The following is a 25,981-nucleotide window of genomic DNA, read 5'->3' as shown; positions in this document are numbered from 1 at the left end:
TGCCGGCCATGACGGACCCGACGCAGCCACCCGCGCGGCCGGGCCCCGTCGTCCTGGACGGCACCACCCTCACCGTCGGCGAGCTGATCCGGCTCGCCGACGGTGCGGCCGTGCCCGAGGTCGCCCCCGAGGCACGTGAACGGGCCGTGCGTTCCTGGCGCACCGCCCAGCACCTCGCCGCCACCGGCCGACTCTACGGCCGTGGCACCGGCGTCGGCGCAGCCCGCTCGGTGCTCGTCGACGAGGCCGACGAGGCGGCACACGGCCTGCGCCTGCTGCGCAGTCACGCGGGCGGCGCCGGCTCCCTCCTGCCCGCCCGTCAGATCCGCGCGATGCTCGCGATCCGCGCCAACCAGCTGCTCGCCGGCGGCTCCGGTGTGCAGCCCGCCTTCGCCGACGCCTTGGCCGAGGCCCTGCGCCTGGGCGTCCACCCCGCCGTCAACGAGTACGGCGGCCTCGGCACCGGCGACCTGACGGCCCTGGCCCAGACGGCCCTCACCCTGATCGGCGAACGTCCCTGGCTCAGCGACCCCCTGCCGGGGGCGACGGAAGAGCGGCCCGGCGGGGCGGCGGCCACCGCCCGCCCCGCGGCCGGGCAGCCGTGGGGTTCCGGACCGGACATCGCACCGCCGCCCGGCGCGGGGGACGGGCCGGCGTCGGCGACCCCGACCTCGGTCGGCCTTCAGCCGGCGGAGGGGACGAGGACCTCACCGGCGGCCGGGCAGGCCTGGACGGCCGGACCGTCGGACGGTGCGTCCGCCGCGGCGGTCGCCGTGCGCCACGGGGAGCCGGCCGCGGACCAGGCCCGGCGAGGGGCCGCGACGGCGGGCGTCGGCAGACTGCCCGCACCCGTCGTGCCGCAAGCCGGTGACGCGTTGGCGCTGCTCAGCAGCAACGCCCTCGCGCTCGCGCAGGCGGCGGTCGGCTGGCACGAGGTGGACGTACTGCTGCGGGCCACGCATGCCGTGGCGGCGCTGTCGCTCGCCGCGGTGTCCGGGTCGCTGGAGGCGTACGCCGAGCCGGTGCACGCGCTGCGCCCCTACCCCGGGGCCGCCAGGACGGCCGCGGAGGTGCTGCGGCTGCTGTCCGGGGCGGCGGACCGGCCACGGCCGGGCGACGGGCGACGCGTCCAGGACCCGTTCGGCTTCCGCGTCTTCCCTCAGGTGCACGGCTGTGCGCTGGACGCCGCCGACGGACTGCGCCGGGTCGTCGAGGTCGAGGTCAACTGCCCCTCGGAGAACCCGCTCGTGACACCCGGTGGCACTCGGGCCCACCACCACGGCGGCTTCTTCGCCGCGCCCCTGGGCCTCGCCCTGGACGGGCTGAACCTCGCCCTGCTGGGGACCGCGCGCCTGTCCGCCGCCCGGCTGACCGCACTCGGCGACGCCGACCTCACCGGCCTCCCCGCGTATCTCGCCGCTGGGGCCGCCGGCAGCTCGGGCATCATGATCCTGGAGTACACGGCCAACTCCGCGCTCGCCGAACTGCGTTCGTGCGCCGCACCGGCGTCCGCCGGGCACACCGTGGTCTCCCGCGGCCTGGAGGAGGCCGCCAGCTTCGCCACCCAGGCGGCCCGCCAGACCCTGCGCGCCGCGGACGCCCACCGCACCGTACTGGCCTGTGAACTCGTCGTCGCCGTACGGGCGTTGCGCATGCACCCGGTCCCGCCGCCGCTGCCCGCCTTGCTCCTGGCGGGCGCCGCCCTGCCCGCCGACACGGACGACCGCCCACTGACGGCGGATGTGACGGCGGCGACGGAACTGCTGCCGCTGCTGGCCGAGTTGTGAGAACCCGACAGTCTCGGTGGCCGACGTGAACGGTCGTGTCCCGCTGTTCGGCGGCCGTGGAGACGGGGTCGACGCGCGGCGTGCGGCCCGAGTGGCGGATGCGGCGCGTCGGGTAGTCGTACGAGCGGAACGACGACCAACTCGGGTCCGTCAGGCCTGCCGTTCGGTAGAACGCCGCATCCTGGGCGAACGTCGACGTGCCGTCGTCGATGTCCAGCCGCGGCTGGTGGTCGTGGTGCCGCAGACAGCGAAGCGGATGTGGCGAGTGGGCGTCGATCATGGAGTCCGGCTCGGCCGGATCCCGGCCGTCAGGGCCCGTCCTGCCGGGGACGGCCATCCCGCGTCCCCGGCAGGCGTGGTGTCAGAGGTCGAACTCGTGCGGCGGGAGGTCGAGCGTGAAGCACGCCTCGCGCACGACGGCCTGCTCCGTCTTGTCGAAGTCGCCGTCGGCGCCGCCGATGACGATGCCGATCTGGATCACGGCCCGCGCCTCGGCGGGCTTCTTCTTCGCCTTGGCGATCTCTTGCAGCACGCTCACCTTGCCGAAGGCGAAGTCGGCCGTCAGCTTGTTCAGGTTCTCCTCGAAGCGGCGCCGCAGGTCGTCGGCGGGGAAGTTCTGCAGCACCTCGTTGGTGGAGATCAGCTGGGCGACGCGCTGCCGCTCGGCCGGGTCGATGGTGCCGTCCGCCGCCGCGACCAGCGCGCACATCGCCATGCTCGCGTCGCGGAAGGCGCCGCTCTTGAGATCGTTCTTCTTCGCCACCAACTGGGTCTGCATCGTCGACGCGGACTCCTTGATGCGGTCCCACAGGGCCATGAGAACTCCAAGTGTTCGTAGCCATCAGTCTCTACAGCACCGTAGAAACTAACGAGCCGGACGATAAGTTCCGGTGACTTCAGGACACCTGGATCAGGGGGATCAGTACGCGCTCGGCCGCGTCCGACGCCGGCGAGGCTCGCCCGCCGGGCCCCGGTTCAGGCGGGCCGCCCGGCCCCGTTCAGCGGCGCGTCGCCGGGCCGGTGGAGTCGTTGCGCGGCCCGCGCCTCGCGTCGCCGTCGGCGGCGGCTGCGGCGCGGCTCCTGGTCGGGGAGCCAGCCGAAGGCCAGGCAGCTGCCGACGATCCCGAGGAGGAGACCGACGAAGAAGCCGCCCAGGTTCGAGGTGATCCAGGTGCCCAGGGTGAGCAGGACGCCGGTGATCGAGTAGAAGAGCCGCTGGGTGGGGTTGAAGAGGATCAGCAGCCCCAGCAGCACCATGAGGGCCGGGAGCAGATAGCCCGCCAGGCCCTGCATGCCGATGTGCATCACGACCTTCAGCGACGCCTTCTCGGTGAGCAGGATCTCCGCCCCGCCCAGGGTGAGCAGCAGCCCGCCCCAGAACGGCCGGCCCGCCCGCCAGCTCCTGAAGGCAGGCCTCAGTCCCTGCCGTGGACGGCTCGGCATCGGCTCAGCATGCCTTGTCGCTGAAGCTCAGGTGGAGGTTCGGCAGTTTGAACACACCGGCCGTGGTGGCGTAGTTGGTCTGCCGCAGGTTGCCGATGTGCACGGTGTCGGCCTGCTGGCTGAAGACGCCGATCGGGCCCTGCACCCCGGCCTTGTCCAGCGTGCTGGCGTCGTTGCCGATCTCGATGCCGTTGAACTCCGCGTTGCCGGACAGGACCGTCGAGTCGGTGGTGAGGTCGCTCGCGACCACCTTGTCCTCGCCGTCGCCCGCGGTGATGCGCAGGTTGATGCCACCGAGGTCGACGCTCTGGCACAGCTTGGTGAGCGTCGCGTCCTTGATGGCGGAGGTGACGACCAGCACCTGGCCGCCGGTGTCGCCCGTGTTCGGGCTGCCTTCCGCCATGGTGTCGAGGGCGCCGAACTGCTCGAAGCCGGTGCCGTCGAGGTCGGTCGCGGTGACCGTGAACGGCATGCCGGAGATCGCGAACTGCACACCCAGCGCGCCCTGGGCGGTGAGGACCGCGAGGCCGGCCGCGGCCAGAACGGCGGGAACCGCCATCACCGCGGCCCGGCGCATACGGACGCGACCGCGTCCGGCGGGGCCTTGCGGAACCTCGGGCGTTGCTGGTGCGGAACCGCTTTCCGGGTTCCCGGGGGTGTGGTCGGCGGACGAGGCCATGTCTGCTCCCGTGGGCATAGTCAGTGCGGGTCGGGCTTCGTGGCACGTTGTCCTGGCGCGGACAGCGGCTGCCGCGTGTGTCTCCTCGCAACTCCCGGCGTTCGCAAGGGCTTTCACGGTTACGCAGCAGTAGCCGCCGAGGAAGTTACCGATGGTTACAGTGGGGGGTCAAGAGAGATGTGGAAAAAGGGTGTCGGTTGTGTTTCGCCTGTGGATCAAGATGTCCTGAAGGCCACGCCCGAACCGTTGATTAACGCCAACTTCCTTGTTCTGTATTGACGTTGACGGACCATCAGGTCTACAACTGCCCCTGGCTCAGCCCGGATCCGTGGCGCCGGATCCGTGACGCGGCGAACGCCCGCGTTCCCGGCCTCCGTCCGCAGTGACCCACGAGTCCGATCCCTCCTCGGCGCCGCCACGGTCGCTTTCCCCGCGAACCGTGACCGGCCGCCCTTCCCTCCGGCCCGGCCGCAGGCTCCCCCCACGGTCGTCGGCCGCCGGCCGGTGGCTGCCGTTGCCGGCCCGTCACGTACGGAGAAGGCGTCACGGGCCGGCGATGGCGGACGCGTCCGCGCGTCCTCACGCACGCCACCACCCTCCCTCGACCACCCCCCTCAACCCCCCATCAGCCCCCCACCCGGAGAAGAGGCACCCGCTATGCGCACCCGCACCCTCCTCACCCTCGCCGGCGCCGTCGTCGCCCTGACGCTGCCCGCCGCCGTTCCCGCCTCCGCGGCCGACACCGCGGTCCTGACGACCGGCGGTGCCGGCGGCACCGCCGTCGCGAGCGGCGACACCCTCGTCGCGAACCTGGCGAGCGGTACCGCCGCCACCCTCTACTCGAGCGCGACCGGCACGAGCGGCGTCTCGTGCGCCTCGTCGCAGTTCACCGCCACCGTCGGGGACAACCCCACCGCGCCGGGCACGGCCACCGAGTCCCTGACGGCGCACACCTTCGACTCCGCCACCTGCACCAGCAACGTCATCGGCGTGATGGGCGTCACCAGCATCACGGTCGACAACCTGCCGTACACCACGGCCGTGGCCTCGGACGGCACGGTCACCGTGACCCCGGCGGCCGGCTCCACCATCCAGACCACGGTCAAGCTGCGCACCCTGCTGGGCAGCATCAACTGCGTCTACCAGACCGCGGCCCTCTCCGGCACGGCGAGCAACACCGACAACAGCATCACCTTCGCGAACCAGCGGTTCACGAAGACGTCCGGCTCGTCCCTGTGCTTCGCCAACGGCTTCTTCACCGCCAAGTACGCCCCGGTGACGGACGGGGGATCGCCGGTCTACGTCAACTGATCCGCCGTCGACGAGTGGTTCAGCGTCGACGCAGCCGCAGGAACAGGGCGGCGCCCCCGGTGAGCACCAGCACCGCGGCGGCGCCGCCCGCCACGAGCGGCGCGGAGGGACCGGAGCCCGGGGCGGTGCTGGAGGCCACCGGCGTGCTGTCGGCGGCCGACGTGGCCGCGGGCCGGGAGGTCTGCATCACCGGAGCCGTGGACGCGCTCGCCGAGGGCGCCTCGCTCTTGCGTGCCTCGGCGGTCGGGGACGGGCGGACGCTGCCCGCGCGGGCCGGTGCGCTCGCGGCCGGAGTGGATTTGGCCGCGGCCGGGAACACCACGTCCGAGCAGGAGTAGTAGGTGTCCGGCGTGCTGCTGTTCTGCCAGACCGTGTAAAGCACCTGACGTCCTGTCCGGTCCGAGGGCAGCCGGGCCGAGAGGTGGTAGGCGCCGTTGGTCAGCTTCGGGTCCTTGACCTGGGCGAACGGCTGGGTGGGAAGGTCGGACCAGGTCAGCGGCTTGGTCGGGTCGTAGCCGGGCTTGGTCAGGAACAGCTTGAACGTGCCGTTGTGCGGGATCGTCGAGGCGTACGTCATCGTCAGCGTCCCGCCCGGCGACAGCCGCGTCGACGGCCAGTCCGAGCGGGCGAGGTCGAGACCCCGGTAGGCGGCCAGGCCCGCGCTGCACAGCTTCCCGTCGGGGATGACCTGGCGGTCCCGGCCCGCCACGTTCGCGACCCGCAGGTTGTCCCAGGCGGCGAAGGACGTGCCGTTCGTGGCCACGGCCGCCCGGCAGGCCGCGGAGCCGGTCGAGCCGCCCTCGGGCGAGCAGGCGAACACCCGGCTGGCCGGATCCGTCGGTGCGCCGTGCGCCAGTGCCGGTGCCGCGGTCCACAGACCGAGCAGGAACGGACTCAGGGCGGTGGCCACCAGGGCGGTGCGGCGGTGTGTGCTCATCCGGGACATCCGGAACGTCTCCTCGGCCGAGGCGGGAACGGTCTGTTGAGTGCAGTACGGCGGCCGGGGCCCGCGCGTTCAGCCGACGACCGGTCCGCCGTGGGCGAGGAGGAGGCCGAGGTGCGGCGGTCGGCGGTCGGCGGTGGCGGGGGAAGGGGTTTGCGGACGGCGGGAGAAGGGGTCTGTGGACGGCGGTGGTGGGGGAGAGGGTCTGCGGACGGCGCTCGGGAGTCTTCGCTACCCGACCGGTACGTCGACCGCCGCCAGGATCCTGGCGCCGCGGTCGGCCCCGCTGTCCAGTGCGGGCAGCAGGCCCGGCACCGCGATGCTCGGCAGCATGTGCGCCCACAGCACCGACAGCCGGCCGCCCAGGTCCGTCCGGTCGGTCAGGGCCCGCGACATCAACTGGATGCCGGTGAACGCTCCGACCAGCAGCTCCACCGTGTCCCTCGACCGTACCGTGGGCAACAACTCGCCCTGTCCGCGGGCCTCTTCCATCAGCTCCGTCAGCCGCTCGGCCCACTGCCGGAACGGTTGCCCGTGATCGACACCGGACGGCGTCGCCTGGTCGACCGCGAGCCGCACGCTGCCCCGCAGCAGGGAGTTGCCCAGCAGCCGCACGCCGACCACGAAGGTCATGTCGATGATCTCCTGCAACTTGCAGGGATGCGGCGGCACCGCACCGAACGGCACCTGCTCGTCGAGCACCGCCTGCGCGAGAGATTCCTTGGAGGGGAAGTGGAAGTACAGGGCGCCCTTGGTGACTTCCGCACGCTCCAGCACCATGGCGATGGTGGTGGAGGTATAACCGTGCTCGTCGAAGACCGCGCCGGCGGCTTCCAGGATCACTCGGCGCGTCCTGATGGCGCGCTCCTGTCTTGCCATAAGAGCCCCTCCGCACCGCCGAGTCGGCCGACCCCCGCGATCTGGTGCCGGACCGGCCCGATCATCGGGCGTCGTCCACTGATCTCATTGAAAACAAACCGGTCGCCTCGTACTCTAACGCTTACTCGTGCGGACGTTTCGCCGTCTGCCGTGGCCTTCGGGGGACCGTAGGGAGGGACATGCAGCGACCTCGCCAGGGTGCCGGGACCCCGTCCATGACGGCGACGGTTCCCCGCGAACTCGTCCACCGCGCGGCGGTGGCGGAGACCCTTCTCACCGGCTGGAGCCGGACCGGGCCCGACCGGTTCCAGGTGTCGGCGCAATGGCCGCGAGCACACGAGTTACACGTGTCGTCCGACCGTACCTCGTACGATCCGCTCCTGGTCGTGGAGACCGTACGGCAGAGCGGGACGCTGATCGCGCACACCGAGTACGACGTGCCCCTGGGCCACCACTTCGTGCTCAACGAGTTCCAGGTCGAGACGTTTCGCCGACATCTGGCCGTCGAGGCGCTGCCCGCCGAACTGACCGTCGAGGTCGCGTTCACCGACGTCCGCTACCGCGGCACCCGCCCGTCGGCCGCCCGTTACACCGCGGACGTCCTGCGCGCGGGTGAACGCGTCGCGCGCGCGGACGTCGCCTTCACCTGTCTGAATGATGCCGTCTACCGGCGGCTGCGTGGCGAGCCGTCCCGTTCCTCCGCCGTGCCCCTGTGGCCCGGTCTGCCGGCCACCGGCGTGGAACGCGTCAGTGCGGCCGATGTCGTCCTCGCCCCGACGGACGCCTCGGACCGCTGGCAACTGCGAGTGGATACCGCACACCCCGTTTTCTTCGACCATCCACTCGACCATGTGCCCGGGATGCTGCTCCTGGAGGCGGCCCGGCAGGCCGCCTGGTGGTGGACCGACGGGAAGCGGGCCCCGGTGGCTTATCACGCCCGCTTCCATCGGTACGCCGAGCTGGACAGTCCCCTCTGGATCGGACTGACCAGCGAGGACGGGACCGAGCTGCAAGTCGTGGCCGAACAAGGGGAGTCGACGATCTTTGAGTGCCGGGTGGGGACGGCGGGACGGTGAGTTATCGTGTGCAGGGAGTCAAAACAAACGGCATGACCCGTTCTTTGCGGCCCCTGGGAGTGTCCAGCCGATGGCGAGGCAGTTACGCGCCGAACAGACCCGCGCGACGATCCTCACGGCCGCCGCCGACCTGTTCGACCGGCACGGCTACGAATCGACCAGCCTGAGCGACATCGTCGAGCACGCGCGGGTCACCAAGGGCGCCCTGTACTTCCACTTCGCGGCCAAGGAGGACCTGGCGCACGCGATCATGCAGCTCCAGTCGCAGGCCTCGCGGCAGGTGGCCGGCCAGGTCGACGGCCGGGGCTATCCGTCGCTCGAAGCGCTGATGCGGATCACCTTCGGCTTGGCGCGGCTGTCCGTCGAGGGCCCCATCACCCGGGCCGGGCTGCGGCTCGCCACCAGCGGGGTCGAGGTGCGACCACCGCTGCCGCACCCGTTCACCGAATGGCTGGACCTGGTCACGCGCCGCCTGCTCGGCGCGGTCCGGGAAGCCGACGTGCACCCGGACGTCGATGTCGACGCGGTCGCCCACTCCCTCGTCTCCTTCTTCGTCGGCACCCGCGTCGTGGGCCGCTCCCTGGAGCCCGTCGCCCGACTCCCGCGCAGAATGGCGGAGATGTGGCACGTGCTGATCCGGGGCCTGGTCCCGGTGCCGCGCCGCCCCCGGTACCTGACGCTCGTCACCCGGCTGGAGCGGGAGATCAGCGTCGTGTGATCAGGGTGAGCAGCTACGGTGAGCCGCATGCCCGACACCCCCGCCCCACCCGTGATCCTCGGTGACGAACCCGGCTCCTTCCCGCACAGTGTGCTCGCCGAGCGGCATCCGGCGATCATCCGGCAGGTACGGGACGCCGTCCCCTACGGCCCCCAGGTCGGCCGAGCGCTCGACGCGCTGCTGGTGAACTGCACCGAGGGTGTGCTGGAACCGCTTCCCGCCGAGGCGCACGACCGGGACCGCTGGCAGGCGTGGGGCCTCGGGGAGTACGCGGGCCGATCCTGGTTCGACGTGCCGTGGCTGTGGTCGGAGAGCTACTTCTACCGCCGACTTCTCGAAGCCGTCGGGTACTTCACGCCCGGTCCCTGGCAGGGCATCGACCCCTTCCGCCCCGCCAAGCTCGCCGAACTCGACGCCCCGGAGACCGACGCGGAACTGGCCGCCCTCGACGACCTCGCGATCCGTCCGGCCGACGAGCGGGCCAGGGCCCTGCTGCACGGCTCGCTGTGGGGCAACCGCGCGGACCTCGGCTTCCGCCTCTCCGCTCCCGGCGGTCACCCCGCCGACACCGTCCCGGCCCTGGTCGCCGACGACAGCGAGTCCCTCTGGTCGCTGCTCCCGCCCTCCGGCACCGGCACCCTCTGCCTGGTCGCCGACAACGCGGGCCGCGAACTCATCCCCGACCTGCTCCTCGTCGCCGAACTCCTCGAACAGGGACGGGTGGCGCGGGCGGTCCTGCACATCAAGCCGTACCCGTACTACGTCTCCGACGCCACCACCGCCGACGTGGTCGACGGGGTACGCCGGCTCGTCACGGCGCCGGGCGCGGCGGCCGCGTACGGGCGGCGCGTCCGGGACGCGATGGCCGACGGCCGGATCCAGCTCCGCGCACACCCCTTCGCCTGCGCCCCGCTGCCGTACGAGGCGATGCCCGCCGACCTGTACAAGGAGTTCGGCGCGGCCGGACTGACCGTCGTCAAGGGCGACCTCAACTACCGCCGCCTGGTGGGTGATCGCCGATGGCCGCCGACCACCCCGTTCCCGGACGCCACCGCCTACTTCCCGGGCCCGGTCGCCGCCCTGCGCACCCTGAAGTCCGACGTGATCACCGGCCTCGACGCCCGCACGGAGGCCACGCTCGACGCCGCGGAGGGACAGCGGTGGCGGACGAGCGGGACCCACGCGCTGATCCAGGCAAGGATGTGAAAGCGGCTCAGACGACCTCCATGGGGAGGGACTTGAGCCCGTTGATGAAATTCGACACCAGCCGTGCGGGCGGCCCGGCCGTCCGCAGCGCGGGCAGCAGGCGCAGCGCCTCCCGGTAGAGCACCCGCAGCTGCAACCGGGCGAAGTGCGCGCCCAGACAGACGTGCGGGCCGTCACCGAAGGACACCTGCGGATTCGGCGCCCGGGTCAGGTCCAGCCGGTCCGGGTCGACGAAGACGCGCTCGTCGCGGTTGGCGGAGGCGTGGAAGACGACCACCTTCTCACCGGCGCGGATCCGCCGCCCGGCCAGCTCCGTGTCCCGCGCGGCCGTACGCCGGAAGGTGAGCACCGGCGGATGCCATCGCAGCAACTCGTTCACGGCCGAGGAGAGTTCGGCCTTCCCCGTACGCAGCTCCGCGCACGCCGAGGGGTGTTCCGCCAGCGCCAGGAGCCCGCCCGGCGCCGCGCCGCGTACGGTGTCGTTGCCCGCGACCGTCAGCAGGAAGAAGAACATCTCCAGCTCACCGTAGGCGAGTTCGCCGTCGAGGGCCAGGGTGGTCAGCACGTCGTCGGCGGGGTGCCGCCGCTTGTGCGCGGCCAGTTGCCGCGCGTACGCGAACATGTCCCGCAGCATCGCGGGCGAACGCGGATCGACCGGTCTGCCGTCCGCGTCCAGGACGGGGGCGGCGGCCTCGTCGGGGTCCTGGTAGCCGATGACCCGCCGCGTCCAGTGCAACAGCAGCCCACGGTCGCTCTCCGGGACGCCCAGCAGGTCGGCGAGGTTGAGCAGCGCGTAGTCGTCGGTCACGGCGTCGACCAGGTCGACCGTGCCGTCCCCGCCCCGGGCCCGCTCGACGGCCCCGGTGAGCAGGACGCGGGCCCGTCGGCCGGCGAGCGCGGTGAACCGCTCCACGCGGCCGGGTGTGAACGCCCGGCTCACCAGCCGGCGCGGCCTCCCGTGCGCGGGCGGGTCCTGGTTGAGCATCATGCGCCGGATGAACGGCAGGTCGTCCGGGTCCGGGTCCCGGATCTGGGTCGCGCCGAGACAGGAGGAGTACGTCGTCGCGTCCTTCAGGACCCGCACGACGTCCGCGTGCCGGGTCACCGCCCAGAACCCGGGTCCCGCGGGCCAGCCCAGCACCTCGGACTCCCGCTGCCAGGCCACGGGGTGGTGGTCGCGCAGGACGCGGTAGGCGTCGTACGGCACGCCGACGGCGTACCGGCGGGGATCGAAGACGTCGGGGACGGGCGGCGTCTCACGCGGAGGCACCTCACGTGGGGTCCCCTCGTGCGGAGGCACCTCACGCGGGGTCCCCTCGTGCGGGGTCACGGCGGCCCGGGGCACCTCGCGCGGGGTCACGCCCGCCCGTCCTGGTCCGCCTGTCCGTCCCGGTCCGCGCGCTCGTCCTGATCCGTCCGTCCGTCCTCCTCCGCCCGCAGGAAGTCCTCCACCACCCGGAGCAGCTCCAACGGGGTCTCGTCCATGGGGTAATGGCCCGCGCAGGGGAGTTCGCGCAGTTCGGCGCGTGCATACCAGGCCAGCCAGGTCCGCCGCAACAGATCGGCGGACAGCGCCGGATCGAGGGCGCCGACCACGGCGAGCGCGGGTACGGTGGCGCCCTCGACCTGGTCGTGGAAGTCCTCGCCCGCCCACGAGTCCAGCCAGGCGCGGAACGCCTTCCGGTCGCTGCGCGCGAGGGAACCGGTGACCATCCGGTCCAGCCAGGCAGCGGGCCGACGGCCGCCGGTGGTCACGTCGATGATGGCCCGCCGGTTCTCCGGGCTGTCCGCCGCTTCCGCGAACAACGCCCACTGCTCCGGCGGCAGGGGCATCCCCGACGCGGGCACCGGGGAGACCCCCACCAGCCGCCGCAGCCGGTGCGGGGCCACGGCGAGGAGCCGTTGCCCGACCGTGCCGCCCATGGAGTGACCCACCACCGAGAACCGCTCCCAGCCGAGCCGGTCGGCCAGGGCCACCAGGTCGAGGGCCGCCTCGGCGGTGGTGTACGCACCCACCGCCTCCTTGGCCCGGCCGTAGCCGCGCAGGTCGACCAGGGCGTACTGGAAGGTCACGCGGTCGAGGTCCGGCAGCACGGCCGCGTACGCGGAACGGTCGGCGAACCAGCCGTGCACCGCGAACACCTTGTGGGCGCCGTCGCCGTGCAGCTCATGGGGGAGCAGGAAGGAGGTCATGCGACCACGGTGGCCCGGGGCGGGAGGCTCGGCAAGAGCGCGTACGGCGAAGCGATCCGATGGCGAAAACCCGGCGATTCGGCCCTGATTCACGCGATGGTGTGATCATGTCCGGGCCGGTGGATGGGGGTCGAGGGGCGCGGGTAGGGCCCGGCCATGACCCAACCGTTCCAACTCCCGCACTTCTACATGCCGTACCCCGCGAGGCTGAACCCGCACCTCGACGAGGCGCGCGCCCACTCGACGACGTGGGCCCGCGAGATGGGCATGCTGGAGGGATCCGGGATCTGGGAGCAGGCCGACCTCGACGCGCACGACTACGGCCTGCTCTGCGCCTACACCCACCCCGACTGCGACGGCCCCGCGCTGTCGCTGATCACCGACTGGTACGTGTGGGTGTTCTTCTTCGACGACCACTTCCTCGACATGTTCAAGCGCACCCCGGACCGCGCCGCGGGCAAGGCCCACCTGGACCGGCTGCCGCTGTTCATGCCGCTGGACCTGACGGCCGCCGTGCCGGAGCCGCAGAACCCGGTCGAGGCGGGGCTCGCCGACCTGTGGGCGCGCACGGTGCCGTCGATGTCGGCCGACTGGCGGCGCCGCTTCGCCGTCGCCACCGAGCACCTGCTGAACGAGTCGATGTGGGAGCTGTCCAACATCAACGAAGGGCGGATCGCCAACCCGGTCGAGTACATCGAGATGCGCCGCAAGGTGGGCGGCGCGCCCTGGTCGGCGGGGCTCGTGGAGTACGCCACCGCCGAAGTGCCCGCCTCCGTCGCCGGGTCGAGGCCGCTGCGGGTGCTGATGGAGACCTTCTCCGACGGCGTGCACCTGCGCAACGACCTGTTCTCCTATCAGCGCGAGGTCGAGGACGAGGGCGAACTCAGCAACGGCGTGCTGGTCCTGGAGACCTTCTTCGGCTGCACCACCCAGGAGGCCGCCGACACCGTCAACGACATCCTCACCTCCCGGCTCCACCAGTTCGAGCACACCGCCCTCACCGAAGTGCCCGCCCTCGCCCTGGAGCGAGGCCTCACCGCGGGCGAGGTCGCGGCGGTGGCGGCGTACACGAAGGGGCTCCAGGACTGGCAGTCCGGCGGCCACGAGTGGCACCTGCGTTCCAGCCGCTACATGAACAAGGGGGCGGTGTCCGAGGCGCCCTGGCGGAGCCTGGCCGGGCCCGGCACCTCCGCCTCCGACATCGGCGCGCTGCTCGCCTCCGCCGCCGCGGAACGCCTGCGGGCCTACTCCCACGTGCCCCACCAGAAGGTGGGCCCTTCGCTGCTGCCCGACTTCCACATGCCGTTCCGGCTGGAGCTCAGCCCGCACCTGGACGGCGCCCGGCACCGCCTCACCGGGTGGATGCACCGCATGGGCCTGCTGGAGGAGGGCGTCTGGGACGAGGACAAGCTCGCGGCGGCCGATCTGCCGCTGTGCGCGGCCGGCCTCGACCCGGACGCGACCCCCGACTCCCTCGACCTCAGCTCCCAGTGGCTCGCCTGGGGCACGTACGGCGACGACTACTACCCCCTCGTCTTCGGGCACCGCCGCGACCTGGCCGCCGCGCGCCTGGTCACACAGCGCCTGTCCGCCTGCATGCCCGTCGCCGGTGAGGCGGTCCCGGTCCCCGCCAACGGCATGGAACGCGGACTGATCGAGCTGTGGGCACGCACCACGGCCGGCATGACCCCCGAGGCGCGGACCACCTTCAAGAACTCGGTGAACGTGATGACCGGGAGCTGGGTGTGGGAACTGTCCAACCAGCTCCAGAACCGGGTCCCCGACCCCGTCGACTACCTCGAGATGCGGCGCGCCACCTTCGGCTCCGACCTCACCCTGAGCCTGTGCCGGCTGGGCCACGGCCCCGCCATCCCACCGGAGCTGTACCGCAGCGGCCCGATGCGCTCCCTGGAGAACGCCGCCGTCGACTACGCCTGCCTCCTCAACGACGTCTTCTCCTACCAGAAGGAGATCGAGTACGAGGGCGAGATCCACAACGCCGTCCTCGTCGTGCAGAACTTCTTCGGCTGCGACTACCCGAGCGCGGTGCGCGTGGTCGGCGACCTCATGAACCAGCGTATGCAGCAGTTCGAGCACGTCACCTCGCACGAACTGCCCGTCCTATGTGACGACTTCGACCTGTCGGAGGAGGCGCGGAAGGTCATGCGGGACTATGTGGGCGACCTCCAGAACTGGTTGGCGGGCATCCTGAACTGGCACCGGGCCGTCGACCGCTACAAGTCCGCGTATCTGGCCCGCCGAGCGCACGGGTTCGTCCCGGACCGTCCGCCCGCTCCCGCGCTGACCCTCAACTGAGGCCGCGCAGGCGCCGCGCGGTCTCCTCGGCGAGCTCTTCGGCGGCCTTCGCGCCGGCCTCCGAGAGTTCGCCGCGTATCGCGTCACCGGCCGCCAGGACCGCCTGGGCCCGCGCCCGACGGTCCGCGTCGGCCGGGGCGTCGGCGAGGGCGTCGGCCACGGCGTAGTGTTCCGCGGCGATGAACCGGCCGAGGTTCACCCGCTGCCAGTGCCGCAGCGAGTCGTCGCCGGGAGCCGCCAGCACACTCCGGACGGCCGCCAACGTGCGCTCCGCGTGGTCCGGCCGGCCGGTCTCCCGCTCCAGGCGGGCCTGGGCCAGCCGGGCCGAGACCCGGCCCCAGGCCGTCTCCTGGAGGGCGGCGAACAGGCGCTGGGCGCGCAGCGCCTGGACGAGGTCGCCGAGCCGCTCGAACGCGTGGGCGAGTGCGCCCAGCGGGGACGGGTTCAGCCGATCCGGTGCGTCGGGGCGCCGGAGCAGGCTCTGATCCATCTCCATCTCGTCCAGCCGGTGGATCAGCGCGACCCGGGCGAGCTCGGTCAGGCCCTGGTCCGCGGCCAGGTCGGTCCAGGTGAGCAGCGGTTCGTCGGCGGGGTCGGTGCCGAACAGCGACTCGTCGAGGTCGCGCGCCCAGGCCCGCAGCGCGGTCCCGTCCGCGGCCGGCTCGGGTATGCCGCCGAGCCCGCACCAGGTGTCGAAGTCCGTGTCCCGGGCCTCGTGCAACAGCGGCAGGTCCTCGGTCAGGCCGTGCAGACCCACCAGTACGGTGGCCAGCCGCAGTTCGTCCGTCATCGACGATCGCGTCTCGTGCCGCAGCAGGTGGCGCAGCAGTTCGAGGTCGCCGTCGGCGCGGTCGAACTGGGCGGCGCGCAGGGCGAGGCGACGCCGCACCCGGTCGTCGGCCACCGCGTCCCACGCCTCGCGGTCGCCTGCCCTCAGCAGTGCCAGGTCGGCTCTGCCTCGCGCGAGGACCGGTTCCCACAGGGGTGGGCGGACGAGCTCGGCGAGCGGCCGGTAGGCGTGGTGCTCCGCCCCGTTCAGCAGCACGAAGTCGGGTTCCGTACGCAGCAGCGCGGCATGCAGCGTGCCCACGAGCTCCACCGGGGACCGCTCGGGCAGCCCCAGCGCGGCCCGCAGTTCGGCCCGCTCCTCGTCGATGCCGTAATCCTCCCGGATCTCGTCCTCGACCTCCCTGACCCGTGCCAGGATCCGTTCCTCGCCGTCGTCCGGGGACAGCCGCAGACAGGCCCGCCAGCCGGGGAGCCCGATCAGCACCTCCAGGGCCTCGTCGGCACCGGACCCGATGATCCCGGCCGCGCCCTCGGAGTCGGCGTACAGCACGGAGCCGTCCGCGCACACGAAGTACGTACCGCCCGTGTCGTCCCCCGCCACCGGCTGCAGCGGTCCGCCCGAGGCGAGGCGGACGTCCTCGACATGGCCGTGGGCCGCGCGGGCGAGGTCGAAGCCGAAGGGGAAGGCGGCCAGGCCGGCCAGGTGCGGATGCCGCCGGAGCAGCTGCAGGGCGTGATCGGTCATGTCACAGAACGTAACAGCCGCCACTGACAACGGGACTTCGGGACCTTCGGTGCCTTCGGGACTCCTCCTGTTCGACTCGCAGGCCGCTGTGCCGCTGTGCCGCTGTGCCGCTGTGCCGCTGTGCCGCTCTGGCGTCGTGGCGTCGTGGCTCTTGCCGACGTGGCGTCGTGCCGTCAGGCCGGAACGAGGAAGGCCGGGTCGGCCCGTGCGGGCCGACCCGGCCTTCCTGTGTCAGGCGAGGTGATCGGAAGAGGTGATCAGGTGATCAGGTGATCAGGCGAGATCGAACCGATCGAGGTCCATGACCTTCGCCCAGGCCGCGACGAAGTCGTTCACGAACTTCTCCTTCGCGTCGTCGCTCGCGTAGACCTCGGCGACCGCACGCAGCTCGGAGTTGGACCCGAAGACCAGGTCGGCCCGGCTGCCGGTCCACTTGACCTGACCCGAGGCGTCGCGGCCCTCGAACGTGTGAGCGTCCTCGGACGTCGCCGTCCACGTCGTGTCCATGTCGAGCAGGTTGGCGAAGAAGTCGTTGGTCAGCGTGCCGGGGGCCGAGGTGAGGACGCCCTGCGACGACTGCCGGTGGTTCGCGCCCAGGACCCGGAGGCCACCGACGAGGACGGTCATCTCGGGCGCGCTCAGGTTCAGCAGGTTCGCCCGGTCGACCAGCAGGTACTCGGCCGGCAGCCGGTTGCCCTTGCCGTAGTAGTTGCGGAACCCGTCGGCGGTCGGCTCCAGCGCGGCGAACGACTCCACGTCGGTCTGCTCCTGCGACGCGTCCGCGCGACCCGGCGCGAAGGGCACCTCGACGTCGAAGCCGCCGTCCTTGGCGGCCTTCTCGACGCCCACGGCACCGGCGAGCACGATCAGGTCGGCGAGGGAGATCTGCTTGCCGCCGGACAGGGAGGCGTTGAAGGACTCCTGGATGCCCTCCAGGGTGCGCAGTACGGTCGCCAGCTCGTCGGGGTCGTTGACCTCCCAGCCGCTCTGCGGCTGGAGCCGGACGCGCGCGCCGTTGGCGCCGCCGCGCTTGTCGCTGCCGCGGAAGGACGAGGCCGACGCCCACGCGGTGGACACGAGCTGCGACACCGACAGGCCGGAGGCGAGGATCCGCTCCTTGAGGGAGTCGATGTCCTCGGCGCCGACGAGCTCGTGGGTGACCGCGGGGAGCGGGTCCTGCCAGATCAGCACCTCGGACGGGACCTCAGGGCCGAGGTAGCGCACGATCGGGCCCATGTCGCGGTGGGTCAGCTTGAACCACGCGCGAGCGAAGGCGTCCGCGAACTCCTCGGGGTTCTCCAGGAAGCGACGCGAGATCTGCTCGTAGGCCGGGTCGAGGCGGAGCGCGAGGTCGGTGGTCAGCATCGTCGGGGCCAGGCTCTTCGACGCGTCGTGGGCGTGCGGGATGGTGCCCGCGCCGGCCCCGTCCTTCGCCACCCACTGGTGGGCGCCGGCGGGGCTCGTCGTCAGCTCCCACTCGTAGCGGAACAGGTTCTCGAAGAAACCGTTGCCCCACTGGGTCGGCGTGCTGGTCCAGGTGACCTCGAGGCCGCTGGTGATCGCGTCGGCGCCCTTGCCGGTGCCGAAGGAGTTCTTCCAGCCGAGACCCTGCTCCTCGATGGAGGCGGCCTCGGGGTCGGCGCCGACGCTGTCCGCCGGGCCCGCGCCGTGGGTCTTGCCGAAGGTGTGACCGCCCGCGATCAGGGCGACCGTCTCCTCGTCGTTCATCGCCATCCGGTGGAACGTCTCACGGATGTCGCGGGCCGCGGCCAGCGGGTCCGGATTGCCGTTGGGGCCCTCCGGGTTGACGTAGATGAGGCCCATCTGGACGGCGCCGAGCGGGTTCTCCAGCTGGCGGTCGCCGGTGTAGCGCTGGTCGTCGAGCCAGGTGGTCTCGGGACCCCAGTACACGTCCTCGTCGGGCTCCCACACGTCGGCGCGACCGCCGGCGAAGCCGAAGGTCTTGAAGCCCATCGTCTCCAGGGCGACGTTGCCGGTGAGGATCATGAGGTCGGCCCACGAGATGTTCTGGCCGTACTTCTTCTTGACCGGCCACAGCAGACGGCGGGCCTTGTCGAGGTTGCCGTTGTCCGGCCAGCTGTTGAGCGGGGCGAACCGCTGCTGTCCGGCGCCGGCGCCGCCGCGGCCGTCGCTGATCCGGTAGGTGCCCGCGCTGTGCCAGGCCATACGGATCATGAGCGGGCCGTAGTTGCCGAAGTCGGCCGGCCACCAGTCCTGCGAGGTCGTCAGCACCTCGGCGATGTCCCGCTTCACGGCCGCCAGGTCGAGGTCGCCGAACGCCTCGGCGTAGTCGAAGTCCTCGCCGAGCGGGTTGGCCACGGCGGGGTTCTTGGCCAGGATCTTCAGGTTGAGGCGATTCGGCCACCACTGGCGGTTTCCGCCGCCCTGAGTCGGATGCGCGGCGCGGCCGTGCGCGACCGGGCAACCACCTGCGCCCTCCGATTTCGCGTCGGTGACGATTGCGTCGTGGTTCTCGGACATGGGAATCCTTCTTCCGGACGGGGCGGATCACGGTGCGCGGGTGCTGCTGCGTGTGGTGGAACAGCGTGGGGGACAGAACCCGAGGGGACGGTGGGGCGCGGGGAAGGCCGTGGCGGGCCTCGCGATCGCATCCTCGTCTCCCGTCGTACTGGAGCCTTCCTGTCCCTTGGCTATCGCCAGATCCGATCCTACGATGGACAGAGTCTTAGTCAAGAAGCATGCCAAACCCATATCCAATAGGAACCCGGATGTCCACTGGTAAAATCCGGTGACCCACCGAACCTGAAAAGGTGAAACCGATATGAGTGACCTGCTGGAGCGACTGCGAGGACGTGGCTGGCGGATGACCTCCCAGCGACGTGTCGTTGCGGAGGTCCTCGACGGCGACCACGTGCACCTCACGGCCGACGAGGTGCACGCCCGCGCGGCCCGGCGGCTGCCCGAGATCTCCCGGGCGACCGTCTACAACACCCTGGGCGAGATGGTCTCCCTCGGTGAGGTCATAGAGGTCTCCACCGACGGCCGCGCCAAGCGCTACGACCCCAACGCGCACCACCCGCACCAGCACCTCGTCTGCTCCCACTGCGGCACCGTCCGAGACGTCCACCCGACGGGTGACCTGCTGGCCGACCTCCCGGCGGTGGAGCGGTTCGGCTTCGTGGTGTCCGAGGTCGAGGTGACCTACCGGGGGCTGTGCCCTTCCTGCGCCTAGGCGCGGACGGCCGGGCGCGACCCCGGCGTCGTGGTGCGCTCGAAACGGATGCTTCCCGCTCCGGACCCCCTCGCAGTCTCACTCGTTCGTGTCTCGTTCCGTGCCGGTGCTCCGGGTAGAGCACCAGCCGGAGGCGATCCATGGAACAGACTGCGTTGCGTCCCAAGCCGATGCCCGGCCAGGAGCCGCCGGGCGGTGCGAGGTCCGGCGGCCAGTCCCGGCGTCCGCATGCCGCGCGACGCCGTGGCCGACGGCTCACGACTGTGTTGTTCGGCCTGTTCGTCGGGGCCGTGCTGGTGCTGTCCGGGGTGGGGCTCGGAACCGTGGGGGCCACGGTGATCGGCATGAGCAAGCTCGCGGAACTCCAGCGTCAGGCGGCGCAGCGGCACGGTCCGGGGGTGCCCGGAACCGCGTCCGCCCCGGGCCGCCCGGGCGCCGCCCCCTCCCCGGTGCCCTCCCCGTCGCCCGACGGCCCCGGCGCGACCCTCGGCGTGGAGGCGGTGGACGCCGAGAAGGCCGGGGCGATGGTCGTCGGCGTCCATGTTCCCGGGCCGGGCTACACGGCGGGACTGGTCCGCGGCGATGTCCTCCTCGCCTTCGGCCGGACCCGGGTCGACTCGGCCGCCGATCTCGCGCGCGCCGTCGCCCGGGCCCGCCCCGGCGCGGAGGTCACGCTGACGATCCGGCACCGCAGCGGCGGCTACCAGCAGCTGACGGCCGTCCCGGGGGTCGTGACCTGACCGTTCGCAAGGGCCGTTCCGGGGGGCGTCACCCGACCGCCCGCAAGGGCGGTCCCGGGGGCGTCACCCGACCGCCCGGAAGTGGCTCGTGAGCCGCCCCTCGTCGTCCAGCACGTGAAAGGCCAGCCCGACCGGCGCGTCCCGGTCCGCGACCTGCTCGCCCTCCCAGGGCAGCCGCAGCGTCCAGGTCACCCCGGGGCCGACGACCAGCGGCCGGCCGGCGAAGGAGGTGGCGGCCCCGGTGTGCGCGTGCCCGGTGACGAACCCGGCGATCTCGGGCCTGCGCTCCACCAGCGCCGCCAGTGCCGCGGCGTCCTCCAGCAGGTAGGAGTCGGGCAGCGGGTGGTGCAGCGTCACCGGCGGATGGTGGAAGGCGAGCAGGACCGGCAGGTCGCCACCGAGGTCGTCGAGCGTCTCCTCGATCCAGGCGTACGTGTCCTCGTCCAGGGCCCCTTCGTCGCTCCCCGGGATGCTGGAGTCGCACATCAGTACGGCGCCGCCGTCGAAGACGTGCACGCTGTCGACCGGCCCGTCGGCCGGGGGCAGTCCCAGCAGCGCCTTGCGGTACGGGGCACGGCTGTCGTGGTTTCCCGGGCAGGTCAGCACCGGGAACGGCGCGTCGGCGGCCCGCAGGCCGAGCAGCCGGGCGGCCTCCTCGTACTCCGCCTCCGTGCCGTGGTCCGCGATGTCCCCGGTGACCAGCAGAGCGTCCACCCGGCCCGGCAGGCCCCACAGCCGGTCGCGCACCCGCTGGGCACGCTCCGTCGCGCGAGCGCTGCCGTCCAGATGCAGATCGCTGATGTGTGCGAGTACCAGCACGGTCGTCACCCTCCCCTATCCGTTAATGGATAGCTGGAATCTAACCATTAGATCTGATGGTTGATCAATCCTTGTCCGCTCGGTGCTGTGGGGTGGCGACGGGCAGAGCCGCCGCACGTCCCGGCCCGTTCCCGGCGGCGGTCGGCGCGATGTGCCCGTTCGGCTCCGCCGACCGGCTCGCGCGGGCCCCTCCGGCCGGGCAGGATGCTGCCCGTAGTTCCTCTTCGCCCGCCCAGGGAGGCCCGGATGTCCGGCAGTACGGCCGCGCTCTTCACCGCCGACGACTACAGGACCCGGATGGACCGAGCCGCGCGCACCGCCGCGGACGCCGGGCTGGCCGGGCTCCTGGTGGCCCCTGGGCCTGACCTCGTCTGGCTCACCGGCTACGCGCCGCCCGCGGCCACCGAACGGCTCACGCTGCTGGTCCTCGCCGCCGGCCAGGACCCGGTCCTCGTCGTCCCGACGCTGGAGGCCCCCGACGCGGCCAAGGCCACCGGCGCCCCCGTCCTGACCCTGCGCGACTGGACCGACGGCAAGGACCCCTACGCCATGACCGCCGGCCTCCTCGACGTCTCCGGCCGGTTCGGGGTCAGCGACAACGCCTGGGCGATGCACCTGCTCGCCCTCCAGAGGGCGCTGCCCGGCACTTCCTACGCCTCCCTCACCGACGCCCTGCCGATGCTGCGCGCCGTCAAGGACGCGGCGGAACTGGAGCTGCTGGCGGCCGCGGGTGCCGCCGCGGACGCGGCCTTCGAGGAGATCCGCGACGTACGCTTCGCCGGCCGCCGGGAGTCCGACGTCGCCGCCGACCTGGCCGGCCTGCTGCGGCGCTTCGGGCACTCCCAGGTCGACTTCACCATCGTCGCCTCCGGCCCGAACGGCGCCAACCCGCACCACGAGGTGGGCGACCTCGTCATCGAACGCGGCGACATGGTCGTACTCGACTTCGGCGGCCTCAAGGAAGGTTACGGCTCCGACACCAGCCGCACGGTCCACGTGGGCGAGCCGACGGACGAGGAACGGACGGTCCACGACCTCGTGCGCGCGGCCCAGGAGGCGGGCTTCCGGGCCGTGCGCCCCGGCGTCGCCTGCCAGGAGGTCGACCGGGCCGCCCGCAAGGTCATCGAGGACGCCGGGTACGGCCCGTACTTCATCCACCGCACCGGCCACGGCATCGGCGTCACCACCCACGAGCCGCCCTACATGATCGAGGGCGAGGAACGGCCCCTCGTGCCCGGCATGTGCTTCTCCGTCGAACCCGGCGTCTATCTGCCCGGCCGGTTCGGGGTGCGCATCGAGGACATCGTGGCCGTGACCGAGGAGGGCGGCCGCCGCCTCAACGACACGACCCGCGAGATGGTCATAGTGGACTGAAGACGCGATCCGAAGGATCTCCAGGATCTCCAGGAGACCTCACCCTCGACCACACCACCGAGCGACGGCGCGACCCATGACCCAGGCACCGACACCCACCGCGGACATCGTCCGCCGACTGATCCGCTCCCTCACCGAGGGGGGCGAGGAGGACGGCTACGGCACGGCAGGCAGGACGACAGGCAGAAAAGGCAGGGCGGGCGCGGAGGGCGAAGGCGGCGGGGCCGGCCCGGACGGCACCGTCGCCGGACCCGACGTGCGGCCCGTCACCGAGGGCGGCGAGCACTCCACGTGGTGGGTCGGCGGTCGGCATGTGCTGCGCCTGGCCACCGACCGCGAGGCGACCACCCGCCGACGCCGTGAACTGCGGCTGCGCGAACTGGTCCGGCCCCATGTCCCCGTCGCCGTCCCGACGAGCGTGGCACGCGGCGACTGGGCGCCCGGACTCGCCTACACGCTCGACACCAAGCTGCCCGGCGGCTCGGCCGAGGAACACGACGTGTCCGCGTTGGGCGAGGCCGACCTGGCCGGACTGCTCACCGGGCTGCGTGAGGTGCCCGCCCGGCAGGCCGAGACGCTCGGCGTGCCGCGTACCGCCCCGCGTTCCCTGGAGGCGCTGCGCCGGATGGCCGTCCCGGCCGCGGAACTCCTCGGCGCGGCCGACGAGTTCGACCCCGCGCCGCTGCACCAGTTCACCCCGTCCGGCGCGGCCCAGCTCGTCGCCCAGCCCGGCGTGGCCGTCCTCGTGCACCACCACCTCAGGGGCGAGCACCTCGTGGTCAGCGCCGACGGCCGGGTGCGCGGCGTCCTGGACTGGACCGACGCGGTCGTCGGCGACCCCGCGGAGGACATCGCCGGGCTCGCGCTCGCCGTCGGGGCCCCCGCCGCCGTACGCGCCGCCACCCTCGCCGGCTACGGCGCCCGCCCGTGTCTGCGCGGCCTGTGGCTCGCCCGCTGCGACACGGTCATCCGCCTCGCCGAGCGCCTGGAGGGCCGCGACGACAGCCCGCTGCCGCTGCTGCGGACCCAGCTGCGCCGCGCCTGGGAGGCGATCCTGCTGGAGCGGGTGACGGAGATCCGGGAGGAGGACCCGGACGAGAAGGAGGACGACCTGTAGCTCCCGAGCCCGCTCACGGCTCCGGTGGGCGACCTCCCCGCCCTGCGGTCCGCCCCCCGTTCCGCCCCGCCGCCCCTCAGCCCTGTTCCAGCACCACGCACGACTCCCCGGGCACGAGCAGCACCCCGTCCGGCCCCGGCTGCTCGACCGGTTCCCAGGCGGCGAGCACCCGGGCCGGGCGGGTGCCCAGGGGGATCGACGCGGTCTCCTTGCCGAGGTTCACCGCCACGCGTACGTCGCCACGACGGAAGGCCAGCCAGCGGGCCCCCTCGTCGTACGCCACCTTCGTGTCGGCGAGATCGGGATCGGTGAGGTCGGGCTGGGTGTGCCGCAGCGCGAGGAGGCGGCGGTACCAGTCCAGTACGCGCGCGTGCGGCTCGCGCTCCGGCTCGGACCAGTCCAGACAGGAGCGGTCGCGCGTCGCCGGGTCCTGCGGATCCGGTACGTCCTCCTCGGCCCAGCCGTGCGCGGTGAACTCCCGGCGCCTGCCTCGGCGTACGGCGTCCGCGAGCTCCGGATCGGTGTGGTCGGTGAAGAACTGCCAGGGCGTGCCCGCGGCCCACTCCTCGCCCATGAACAGCATCGGCGTGAACGGAGCCGTCAGTGTCAGCGTGGCCGCGCAGGCCAGCAGTCCGGGGGAGAGGGTCGCGGCCAGCCGGTCGCCCTGGGCGCGGTTGCCGACCTGGTCGTGGGTCTGGCTGTAGCCGACGAGCCGGTGCGCGGCCACGCGGCTGCGGTCCAGGGCGCGGCCGTGACGCCGGCCCCGGAAACTCGAATACGTGCCGTCGTGGAAGTAGCCGCCCATCAGGGTCTTGGCGAGCGCCGCGAGAGGGGCGCGCGCGAAGTCCGCGTAATAACCCTGGGACTCCCCGGTCAGCGCGGTGTGCAGGGCGTGGTGGAAGTCGTCGCTCCACTGCGCGTGCAGGCCGAGACCGTTCTCCGCGCGCGCGGAGATCAGCCGCGGGTCGTTGAGGTCCGACTCGGCGATCAGGAACAGCGGTCGGCCCGTCTCCGCGGCCAGGGTGTCCACGGCCCTGGACAGCTCCTCCAGGAAGTGGCACGCGCGCGTGTCCGCCAGCGCGTGCACCGCGTCCAGCCGCAGCCCGTCGATCCAGTAGTCCCGCAGCCACGCCAGCGCGCTGCCCAGCAGGAACGCGCGCACCTCGTCCGAGCCGGGCGCGTCGAGGTTGACCGCGACGCCCCAGGGGGTGTGGTGCGTGTCGGTGAAGTACGGGCCGAACGCGGGCAGATGGTTGCCCGAGGGGCCCAGATGGTTGTGCACCACGTCCAGGACCACACCGAGGCCCAGCTCGTGCGCCCGGTCGACGAAGCGCCGCAGCGCCGCGGGGCCGCCGTACGGCTCGTGCACCGCCCACAGCGAGACCCCCTCGTACCCCCAGCCGTGTCGGCCGGGGAAGGGGCACAGGGGCATCAACTCGACGTGTGTGATGCCCAGTTCCACCAGATGGCCGAGTCGCTCGGCGGCCGCGTCGAGGGTGCCCTCGGGTGTGTACGTGCCCACGTGCAGCTCGTACAGCACCGCCCCGGGCAACGCACGGCCCGCCCACTCGGCGCGCCAGACGTGACGCCCGTGATCGACGACCGCGCTCGGTCCGTCCGGTCCGTCCGGCTGCCGCCGCGAGCGCGGATCGGGCCGCACGGGGCCGTCGTCCACCGCGAACCCGTACCGCGTGCCGTCTTCCGCCTCCGCCACACCGCTCCACCAGCCGGCCCGCGTCGGATCGCGCTCCAACGCGCGCGTGACGCCCTCGCAATGGAGCGTGACCCGGTCGGCCTGCGGTGCCCACACCTCGAACTGCACGGACGGTTCCCCTTCGTCTGCTGACCGTGATGTAGCCCGTCCATGGTCCTTCAAACGCGATCAATCCGCCGGTGAAAGCATCCTTTTGCGGCGGGTGTCGTAAGGTACGCGCGCGTGAAGACCGTTTTCGTGTTTTCTGGACACCCGGGGTTCGCTGACCGACAATCACGAGCGTGACGTCGTCTTTCGAGTTCCACACGTACCCCGCGCGGTTGTCCGACGCGGAGCGCGACCGGGCGCTGAAGGTGCTGCACGACGGCGTCGCCATGGGCCGTCTCTCCCACGACACGTTCATCCGTCGCATGGAACTGGCGCTGGCCGCCCGCCGGTCCGACGAACTCGCCGTGCTCACCGCCGACCTGGCCACGGAGAGCCGCTTCGCGCGCGCGGTGTTCGGCACCGTCGAGGCGGTCTCGGGTTTCACCGTACGACTGCGCCGGGCCTGGCAGGCCGAGAAGCTCCCCAAGCTGCTGCTGCCGCACCCGGGCGCCGGCCACGCGCTGCGCATAGGCAGGGACCCGGCCAGTGGACTGCGGCTCACCCACGAGACCGTCTCGCGCGTGCACGCCGAGCTCAGCCGCCAGGGCGGCATGTGGGTCCTGCGCGACCTCGGCTCGACCAACGGCACGACGGTGAACGGGCGCCGGGTGATCGGCGCGGCCGTCGTCCGGGAGGGCGACCAGATCGGCTTCGGGAGCATCGCGTTCCGCCTCGCCGTGGACTGAACGGCTCCGCACAGGCCCGCGCGGAGTCGAATTCCCTTGCGTACCGCGGTGTTGACGTACCCGTCGAGCCATGACTGACTGTGCG

Annotated in this window: 22 protein-coding genes and 1 pseudogene; 11 read left to right on the top strand and 12 right to left on the bottom strand. The window is 72.3% G+C overall.

What is annotated here, in order from left to right; genetic code table 11:
- The first annotated feature begins 8 nt into the window (after nucleotides 1-8).
- The gene (locus ACFV0T_RS03260; RefSeq protein ID WP_385773849.1) at nucleotides 9-1,787 is read left to right on the top strand and encodes an aromatic amino acid ammonia-lyase; all 1,779 of its coding nucleotides are present in this window, start codon (nucleotides 9-11) and stop codon (nucleotides 1,785-1,787) included.
- 43 nt (nucleotides 1,788-1,830) lie between these two features.
- Here the strand turns inward: ACFV0T_RS03260 and ACFV0T_RS03255 are convergent.
- The 4 genes and pseudogenes from ACFV0T_RS03255 to ACFV0T_RS03240 form a co-directional block, all read right to left on the bottom strand.
- A pseudogene (locus ACFV0T_RS03255) lies at nucleotides 1,831-2,067 on the bottom strand (AbfB domain-containing protein); the annotation flags it as partial.
- 81 nt (nucleotides 2,068-2,148) lie between these two features.
- Nucleotides 2,149-2,604: a tellurite resistance TerB family protein gene (locus ACFV0T_RS03250; protein ID WP_385773847.1), complete on the bottom strand. Its 456-nt coding sequence runs from the start codon at nucleotides 2,602-2,604 to the stop codon at nucleotides 2,149-2,151.
- A gap of 158 nt (nucleotides 2,605-2,762) precedes the next feature.
- On the bottom strand, nucleotides 2,763-3,230 hold the full coding sequence (locus ACFV0T_RS03245) for a DUF6114 domain-containing protein (RefSeq protein ID WP_385773845.1): 468 nt from the start codon (nucleotides 3,228-3,230) through the stop codon (nucleotides 2,763-2,765).
- 4 nt (nucleotides 3,231-3,234) lie between these two features.
- On the bottom strand, nucleotides 3,235-3,909 hold the full coding sequence (locus ACFV0T_RS03240; protein WP_385773843.1) for a DUF6230 family protein: 675 nt from the start codon (nucleotides 3,907-3,909) through the stop codon (nucleotides 3,235-3,237).
- 657 nt (nucleotides 3,910-4,566) lie between these two features.
- Here ACFV0T_RS03240 and ACFV0T_RS03235 point away from each other — a divergent pair.
- A complete protein-coding gene (locus tag ACFV0T_RS03235) occupies nucleotides 4,567-5,220 on the top strand; it encodes a Tat pathway signal sequence domain protein (RefSeq protein WP_385773841.1) in 654 nt (217 codons plus the stop codon).
- A 19-nt stretch (nucleotides 5,221-5,239) separates the two neighbouring features.
- Here ACFV0T_RS03235 and ACFV0T_RS03230 read toward each other — a convergent pair whose 3' ends face one another.
- The gene (locus ACFV0T_RS03230; protein WP_385773839.1) at nucleotides 5,240-6,166 is read right to left on the bottom strand and encodes a lytic polysaccharide monooxygenase; all 927 of its coding nucleotides are present in this window, start codon (nucleotides 6,164-6,166) and stop codon (nucleotides 5,240-5,242) included.
- A gap of 228 nt (nucleotides 6,167-6,394) precedes the next feature.
- Nucleotides 6,395-7,042 carry a ScbR family autoregulator-binding transcription factor gene (locus ACFV0T_RS03225; protein ID WP_385773837.1) on the bottom strand — a complete coding sequence of 216 codons (648 nt, stop codon included), beginning with the start codon at nucleotides 7,040-7,042 and terminating at the stop codon, nucleotides 6,395-6,397.
- A 179-nt stretch (nucleotides 7,043-7,221) separates the two neighbouring features.
- Here ACFV0T_RS03225 and ACFV0T_RS03220 point away from each other — a divergent pair, with 179 nt between their 5' ends.
- The 3 genes from ACFV0T_RS03220 to ACFV0T_RS03210 all read left to right on the top strand — a co-directional run bounded on the left by ACFV0T_RS03220 (nucleotide 7,222) and on the right by ACFV0T_RS03210 (nucleotide 10,042).
- On the top strand, nucleotides 7,222-8,118 hold the full coding sequence (locus ACFV0T_RS03220) for a ScbA/BarX family gamma-butyrolactone biosynthesis protein (protein WP_385773835.1): 897 nt from the start codon (nucleotides 7,222-7,224) through the stop codon (nucleotides 8,116-8,118).
- A gap of 70 nt (nucleotides 8,119-8,188) precedes the next feature.
- Nucleotides 8,189-8,836 (top strand): ScbR family autoregulator-binding transcription factor, encoded by a 648-nt coding sequence (locus tag ACFV0T_RS03215; RefSeq protein WP_385773833.1) that lies wholly within the window; start codon nucleotides 8,189-8,191, stop codon nucleotides 8,834-8,836.
- Between the two features lie 27 nt (nucleotides 8,837-8,863).
- Nucleotides 8,864-10,042 (top strand): damage-control phosphatase ARMT1 family protein, encoded by a 1,179-nt coding sequence (locus tag ACFV0T_RS03210; protein ID WP_385773831.1) that lies wholly within the window; start codon nucleotides 8,864-8,866, stop codon nucleotides 10,040-10,042.
- Nucleotides 10,043-10,049: 7 nt separating this feature from the next.
- Here ACFV0T_RS03210 and ACFV0T_RS03205 read toward each other — a convergent pair whose 3' ends face one another.
- Both ACFV0T_RS03205 and ACFV0T_RS03200 read right to left on the bottom strand, forming a co-directional pair.
- The gene (locus ACFV0T_RS03205; protein ID WP_385773988.1) at nucleotides 10,050-11,312 is read right to left on the bottom strand and encodes a cytochrome P450; all 1,263 of its coding nucleotides are present in this window, start codon (nucleotides 11,310-11,312) and stop codon (nucleotides 10,050-10,052) included.
- Nucleotides 11,313-11,398: 86 nt separating this feature from the next.
- Nucleotides 11,399-12,235: an alpha/beta fold hydrolase gene (locus tag ACFV0T_RS03200; protein ID WP_385773829.1), complete on the bottom strand. Its 837-nt coding sequence runs from the start codon at nucleotides 12,233-12,235 to the stop codon at nucleotides 11,399-11,401.
- A 156-nt stretch (nucleotides 12,236-12,391) separates the two neighbouring features.
- Between ACFV0T_RS03200 and cyc2 the strand changes: the two genes are divergently transcribed.
- Nucleotides 12,392-14,551, top strand: a complete 2,160-nt coding sequence (cyc2, locus tag ACFV0T_RS03195) for a germacradienol/geosmin synthase Cyc2 (RefSeq protein ID WP_385773827.1) — start codon at nucleotides 12,392-12,394, stop codon at nucleotides 14,549-14,551.
- On the opposite strand, the gene ACFV0T_RS03190 is transcribed toward cyc2, so the two are convergent.
- Both ACFV0T_RS03190 and katG read right to left on the bottom strand, forming a co-directional pair.
- Complete coding sequence (locus ACFV0T_RS03190) at nucleotides 14,544-16,085, bottom strand: hypothetical protein (RefSeq protein ID WP_385773825.1); 1,542 nt, start codon at nucleotides 16,083-16,085, stop codon at nucleotides 14,544-14,546. The genes cyc2 and ACFV0T_RS03190 overlap by 8 nt on opposite strands.
- 273 nt (nucleotides 16,086-16,358) lie before the next feature.
- Nucleotides 16,359-18,587: a catalase/peroxidase HPI gene (gene katG / locus ACFV0T_RS03185; protein ID WP_385773823.1), complete on the bottom strand. Its 2,229-nt coding sequence runs from the start codon at nucleotides 18,585-18,587 to the stop codon at nucleotides 16,359-16,361.
- 301 nt (nucleotides 18,588-18,888) lie between these two features.
- Between katG and ACFV0T_RS03180 the strand changes: the two genes are divergently transcribed.
- A complete protein-coding gene (locus ACFV0T_RS03180; RefSeq protein ID WP_385773821.1) occupies nucleotides 18,889-19,299 on the top strand; it encodes a Fur family transcriptional regulator in 411 nt (136 codons plus the stop codon).
- Between the two features lie 140 nt (nucleotides 19,300-19,439).
- Complete coding sequence (locus tag ACFV0T_RS03175; protein WP_385773819.1) at nucleotides 19,440-20,039, top strand: PDZ domain-containing protein; 600 nt, start codon at nucleotides 19,440-19,442, stop codon at nucleotides 20,037-20,039.
- A gap of 63 nt (nucleotides 20,040-20,102) precedes the next feature.
- On the opposite strand, the gene ACFV0T_RS03170 is transcribed toward ACFV0T_RS03175, so the two are convergent.
- A complete protein-coding gene (locus ACFV0T_RS03170) occupies nucleotides 20,103-20,858 on the bottom strand; it encodes a metallophosphoesterase (protein ID WP_385773817.1) in 756 nt (251 codons plus the stop codon).
- A 246-nt stretch (nucleotides 20,859-21,104) separates the two neighbouring features.
- Here ACFV0T_RS03170 and ACFV0T_RS03165 point away from each other — a divergent pair, with 246 nt between their 5' ends.
- Nucleotides 21,105-22,232, top strand: coding sequence for an aminopeptidase P family protein (locus tag ACFV0T_RS03165; protein WP_385773815.1), 1,128 nt, complete (start codon nucleotides 21,105-21,107; stop codon nucleotides 22,230-22,232).
- A gap of 76 nt (nucleotides 22,233-22,308) precedes the next feature.
- Entirely contained in the window at nucleotides 22,309-23,349 is a 1,041-nt protein-coding gene (locus ACFV0T_RS03160; RefSeq protein ID WP_385773813.1) for an aminoglycoside phosphotransferase family protein, read from the top strand.
- A 76-nt stretch (nucleotides 23,350-23,425) separates the two neighbouring features.
- On the opposite strand, the gene treZ is transcribed toward ACFV0T_RS03160, so the two are convergent.
- Entirely contained in the window at nucleotides 23,426-25,171 is a 1,746-nt protein-coding gene (treZ, locus tag ACFV0T_RS03155; RefSeq protein WP_385773811.1) for a malto-oligosyltrehalose trehalohydrolase, read from the bottom strand.
- Between the two features lie 173 nt (nucleotides 25,172-25,344).
- On the opposite strand from treZ, the gene ACFV0T_RS03150 reads away from it, so the two are divergent.
- Nucleotides 25,345-25,896, top strand: coding sequence for an FHA domain-containing protein (locus ACFV0T_RS03150; protein WP_385773809.1), 552 nt, complete (start codon nucleotides 25,345-25,347; stop codon nucleotides 25,894-25,896).
- Nucleotides 25,897-25,981: the final 85 nt, after the last annotated feature.

Origin of the sequence: Streptomyces sp. NPDC059582, assembly GCF_042735715.1 — a bacterium.
Classification (GTDB): domain Bacteria; phylum Actinomycetota; class Actinomycetes; order Streptomycetales; family Streptomycetaceae; genus Streptomyces.
Note: the sequence above shows the minus strand (reverse complement) of the source record. Positions and strands in the feature narration are given on the sequence as shown.

What these genes read in the sequence shown, in the direction of transcription:
- ACFV0T_RS03260 (WP_385773849.1), top strand. Translation starts at nt 9, where the DNA reads ATGACGGACCCGACGCAGCCACCCGCGCGGCCGGGCCCCGTCGTCCTG.
- ACFV0T_RS03250 (WP_385773847.1), bottom strand. Translation starts at nt 2,604, where the DNA reads ATGGCCCTGTGGGACCGCATCAAGGAGTCCGCGTCGACGATGCAGACC.
- ACFV0T_RS03245 (WP_385773845.1), bottom strand. Translation starts at nt 3,230, where the DNA reads ATGCCGAGCCGTCCACGGCAGGGACTGAGGCCTGCCTTCAGGAGCTGG.
- ACFV0T_RS03240 (WP_385773843.1), bottom strand. Translation starts at nt 3,909, where the DNA reads ATGGCCTCGTCCGCCGACCACACCCCCGGGAACCCGGAAAGCGGTTCC.
- ACFV0T_RS03235 (WP_385773841.1), top strand. Translation starts at nt 4,567, where the DNA reads ATGCGCACCCGCACCCTCCTCACCCTCGCCGGCGCCGTCGTCGCCCTG.
- ACFV0T_RS03230 (WP_385773839.1), bottom strand. Translation starts at nt 6,166, where the DNA reads ATGTCCCGGATGAGCACACACCGCCGCACCGCCCTGGTGGCCACCGCC.
- ACFV0T_RS03225 (WP_385773837.1), bottom strand. Translation starts at nt 7,042, where the DNA reads ATGGCAAGACAGGAGCGCGCCATCAGGACGCGCCGAGTGATCCTGGAA.
- ACFV0T_RS03220 (WP_385773835.1), top strand. Translation starts at nt 7,222, where the DNA reads ATGCAGCGACCTCGCCAGGGTGCCGGGACCCCGTCCATGACGGCGACG.
- ACFV0T_RS03215 (WP_385773833.1), top strand. Translation starts at nt 8,189, where the DNA reads ATGGCGAGGCAGTTACGCGCCGAACAGACCCGCGCGACGATCCTCACG.
- ACFV0T_RS03210 (WP_385773831.1), top strand. Translation starts at nt 8,864, where the DNA reads ATGCCCGACACCCCCGCCCCACCCGTGATCCTCGGTGACGAACCCGGC.
- ACFV0T_RS03200 (WP_385773829.1), bottom strand. Translation starts at nt 12,235, where the DNA reads ATGACCTCCTTCCTGCTCCCCCATGAGCTGCACGGCGACGGCGCCCAC.
- cyc2 (WP_385773827.1), top strand. Translation starts at nt 12,392, where the DNA reads ATGACCCAACCGTTCCAACTCCCGCACTTCTACATGCCGTACCCCGCG.
- ACFV0T_RS03190 (WP_385773825.1), bottom strand. Translation starts at nt 16,085, where the DNA reads ATGACCGATCACGCCCTGCAGCTGCTCCGGCGGCATCCGCACCTGGCC.
- katG (WP_385773823.1), bottom strand. Translation starts at nt 18,587, where the DNA reads ATGTCCGAGAACCACGACGCAATCGTCACCGACGCGAAATCGGAGGGC.
- ACFV0T_RS03180 (WP_385773821.1), top strand. Translation starts at nt 18,889, where the DNA reads ATGAGTGACCTGCTGGAGCGACTGCGAGGACGTGGCTGGCGGATGACC.
- ACFV0T_RS03175 (WP_385773819.1), top strand. Translation starts at nt 19,440, where the DNA reads ATGGAACAGACTGCGTTGCGTCCCAAGCCGATGCCCGGCCAGGAGCCG.
- ACFV0T_RS03165 (WP_385773815.1), top strand. Translation starts at nt 21,105, where the DNA reads ATGTCCGGCAGTACGGCCGCGCTCTTCACCGCCGACGACTACAGGACC.
- ACFV0T_RS03160 (WP_385773813.1), top strand. Translation starts at nt 22,309, where the DNA reads ATGACCCAGGCACCGACACCCACCGCGGACATCGTCCGCCGACTGATC.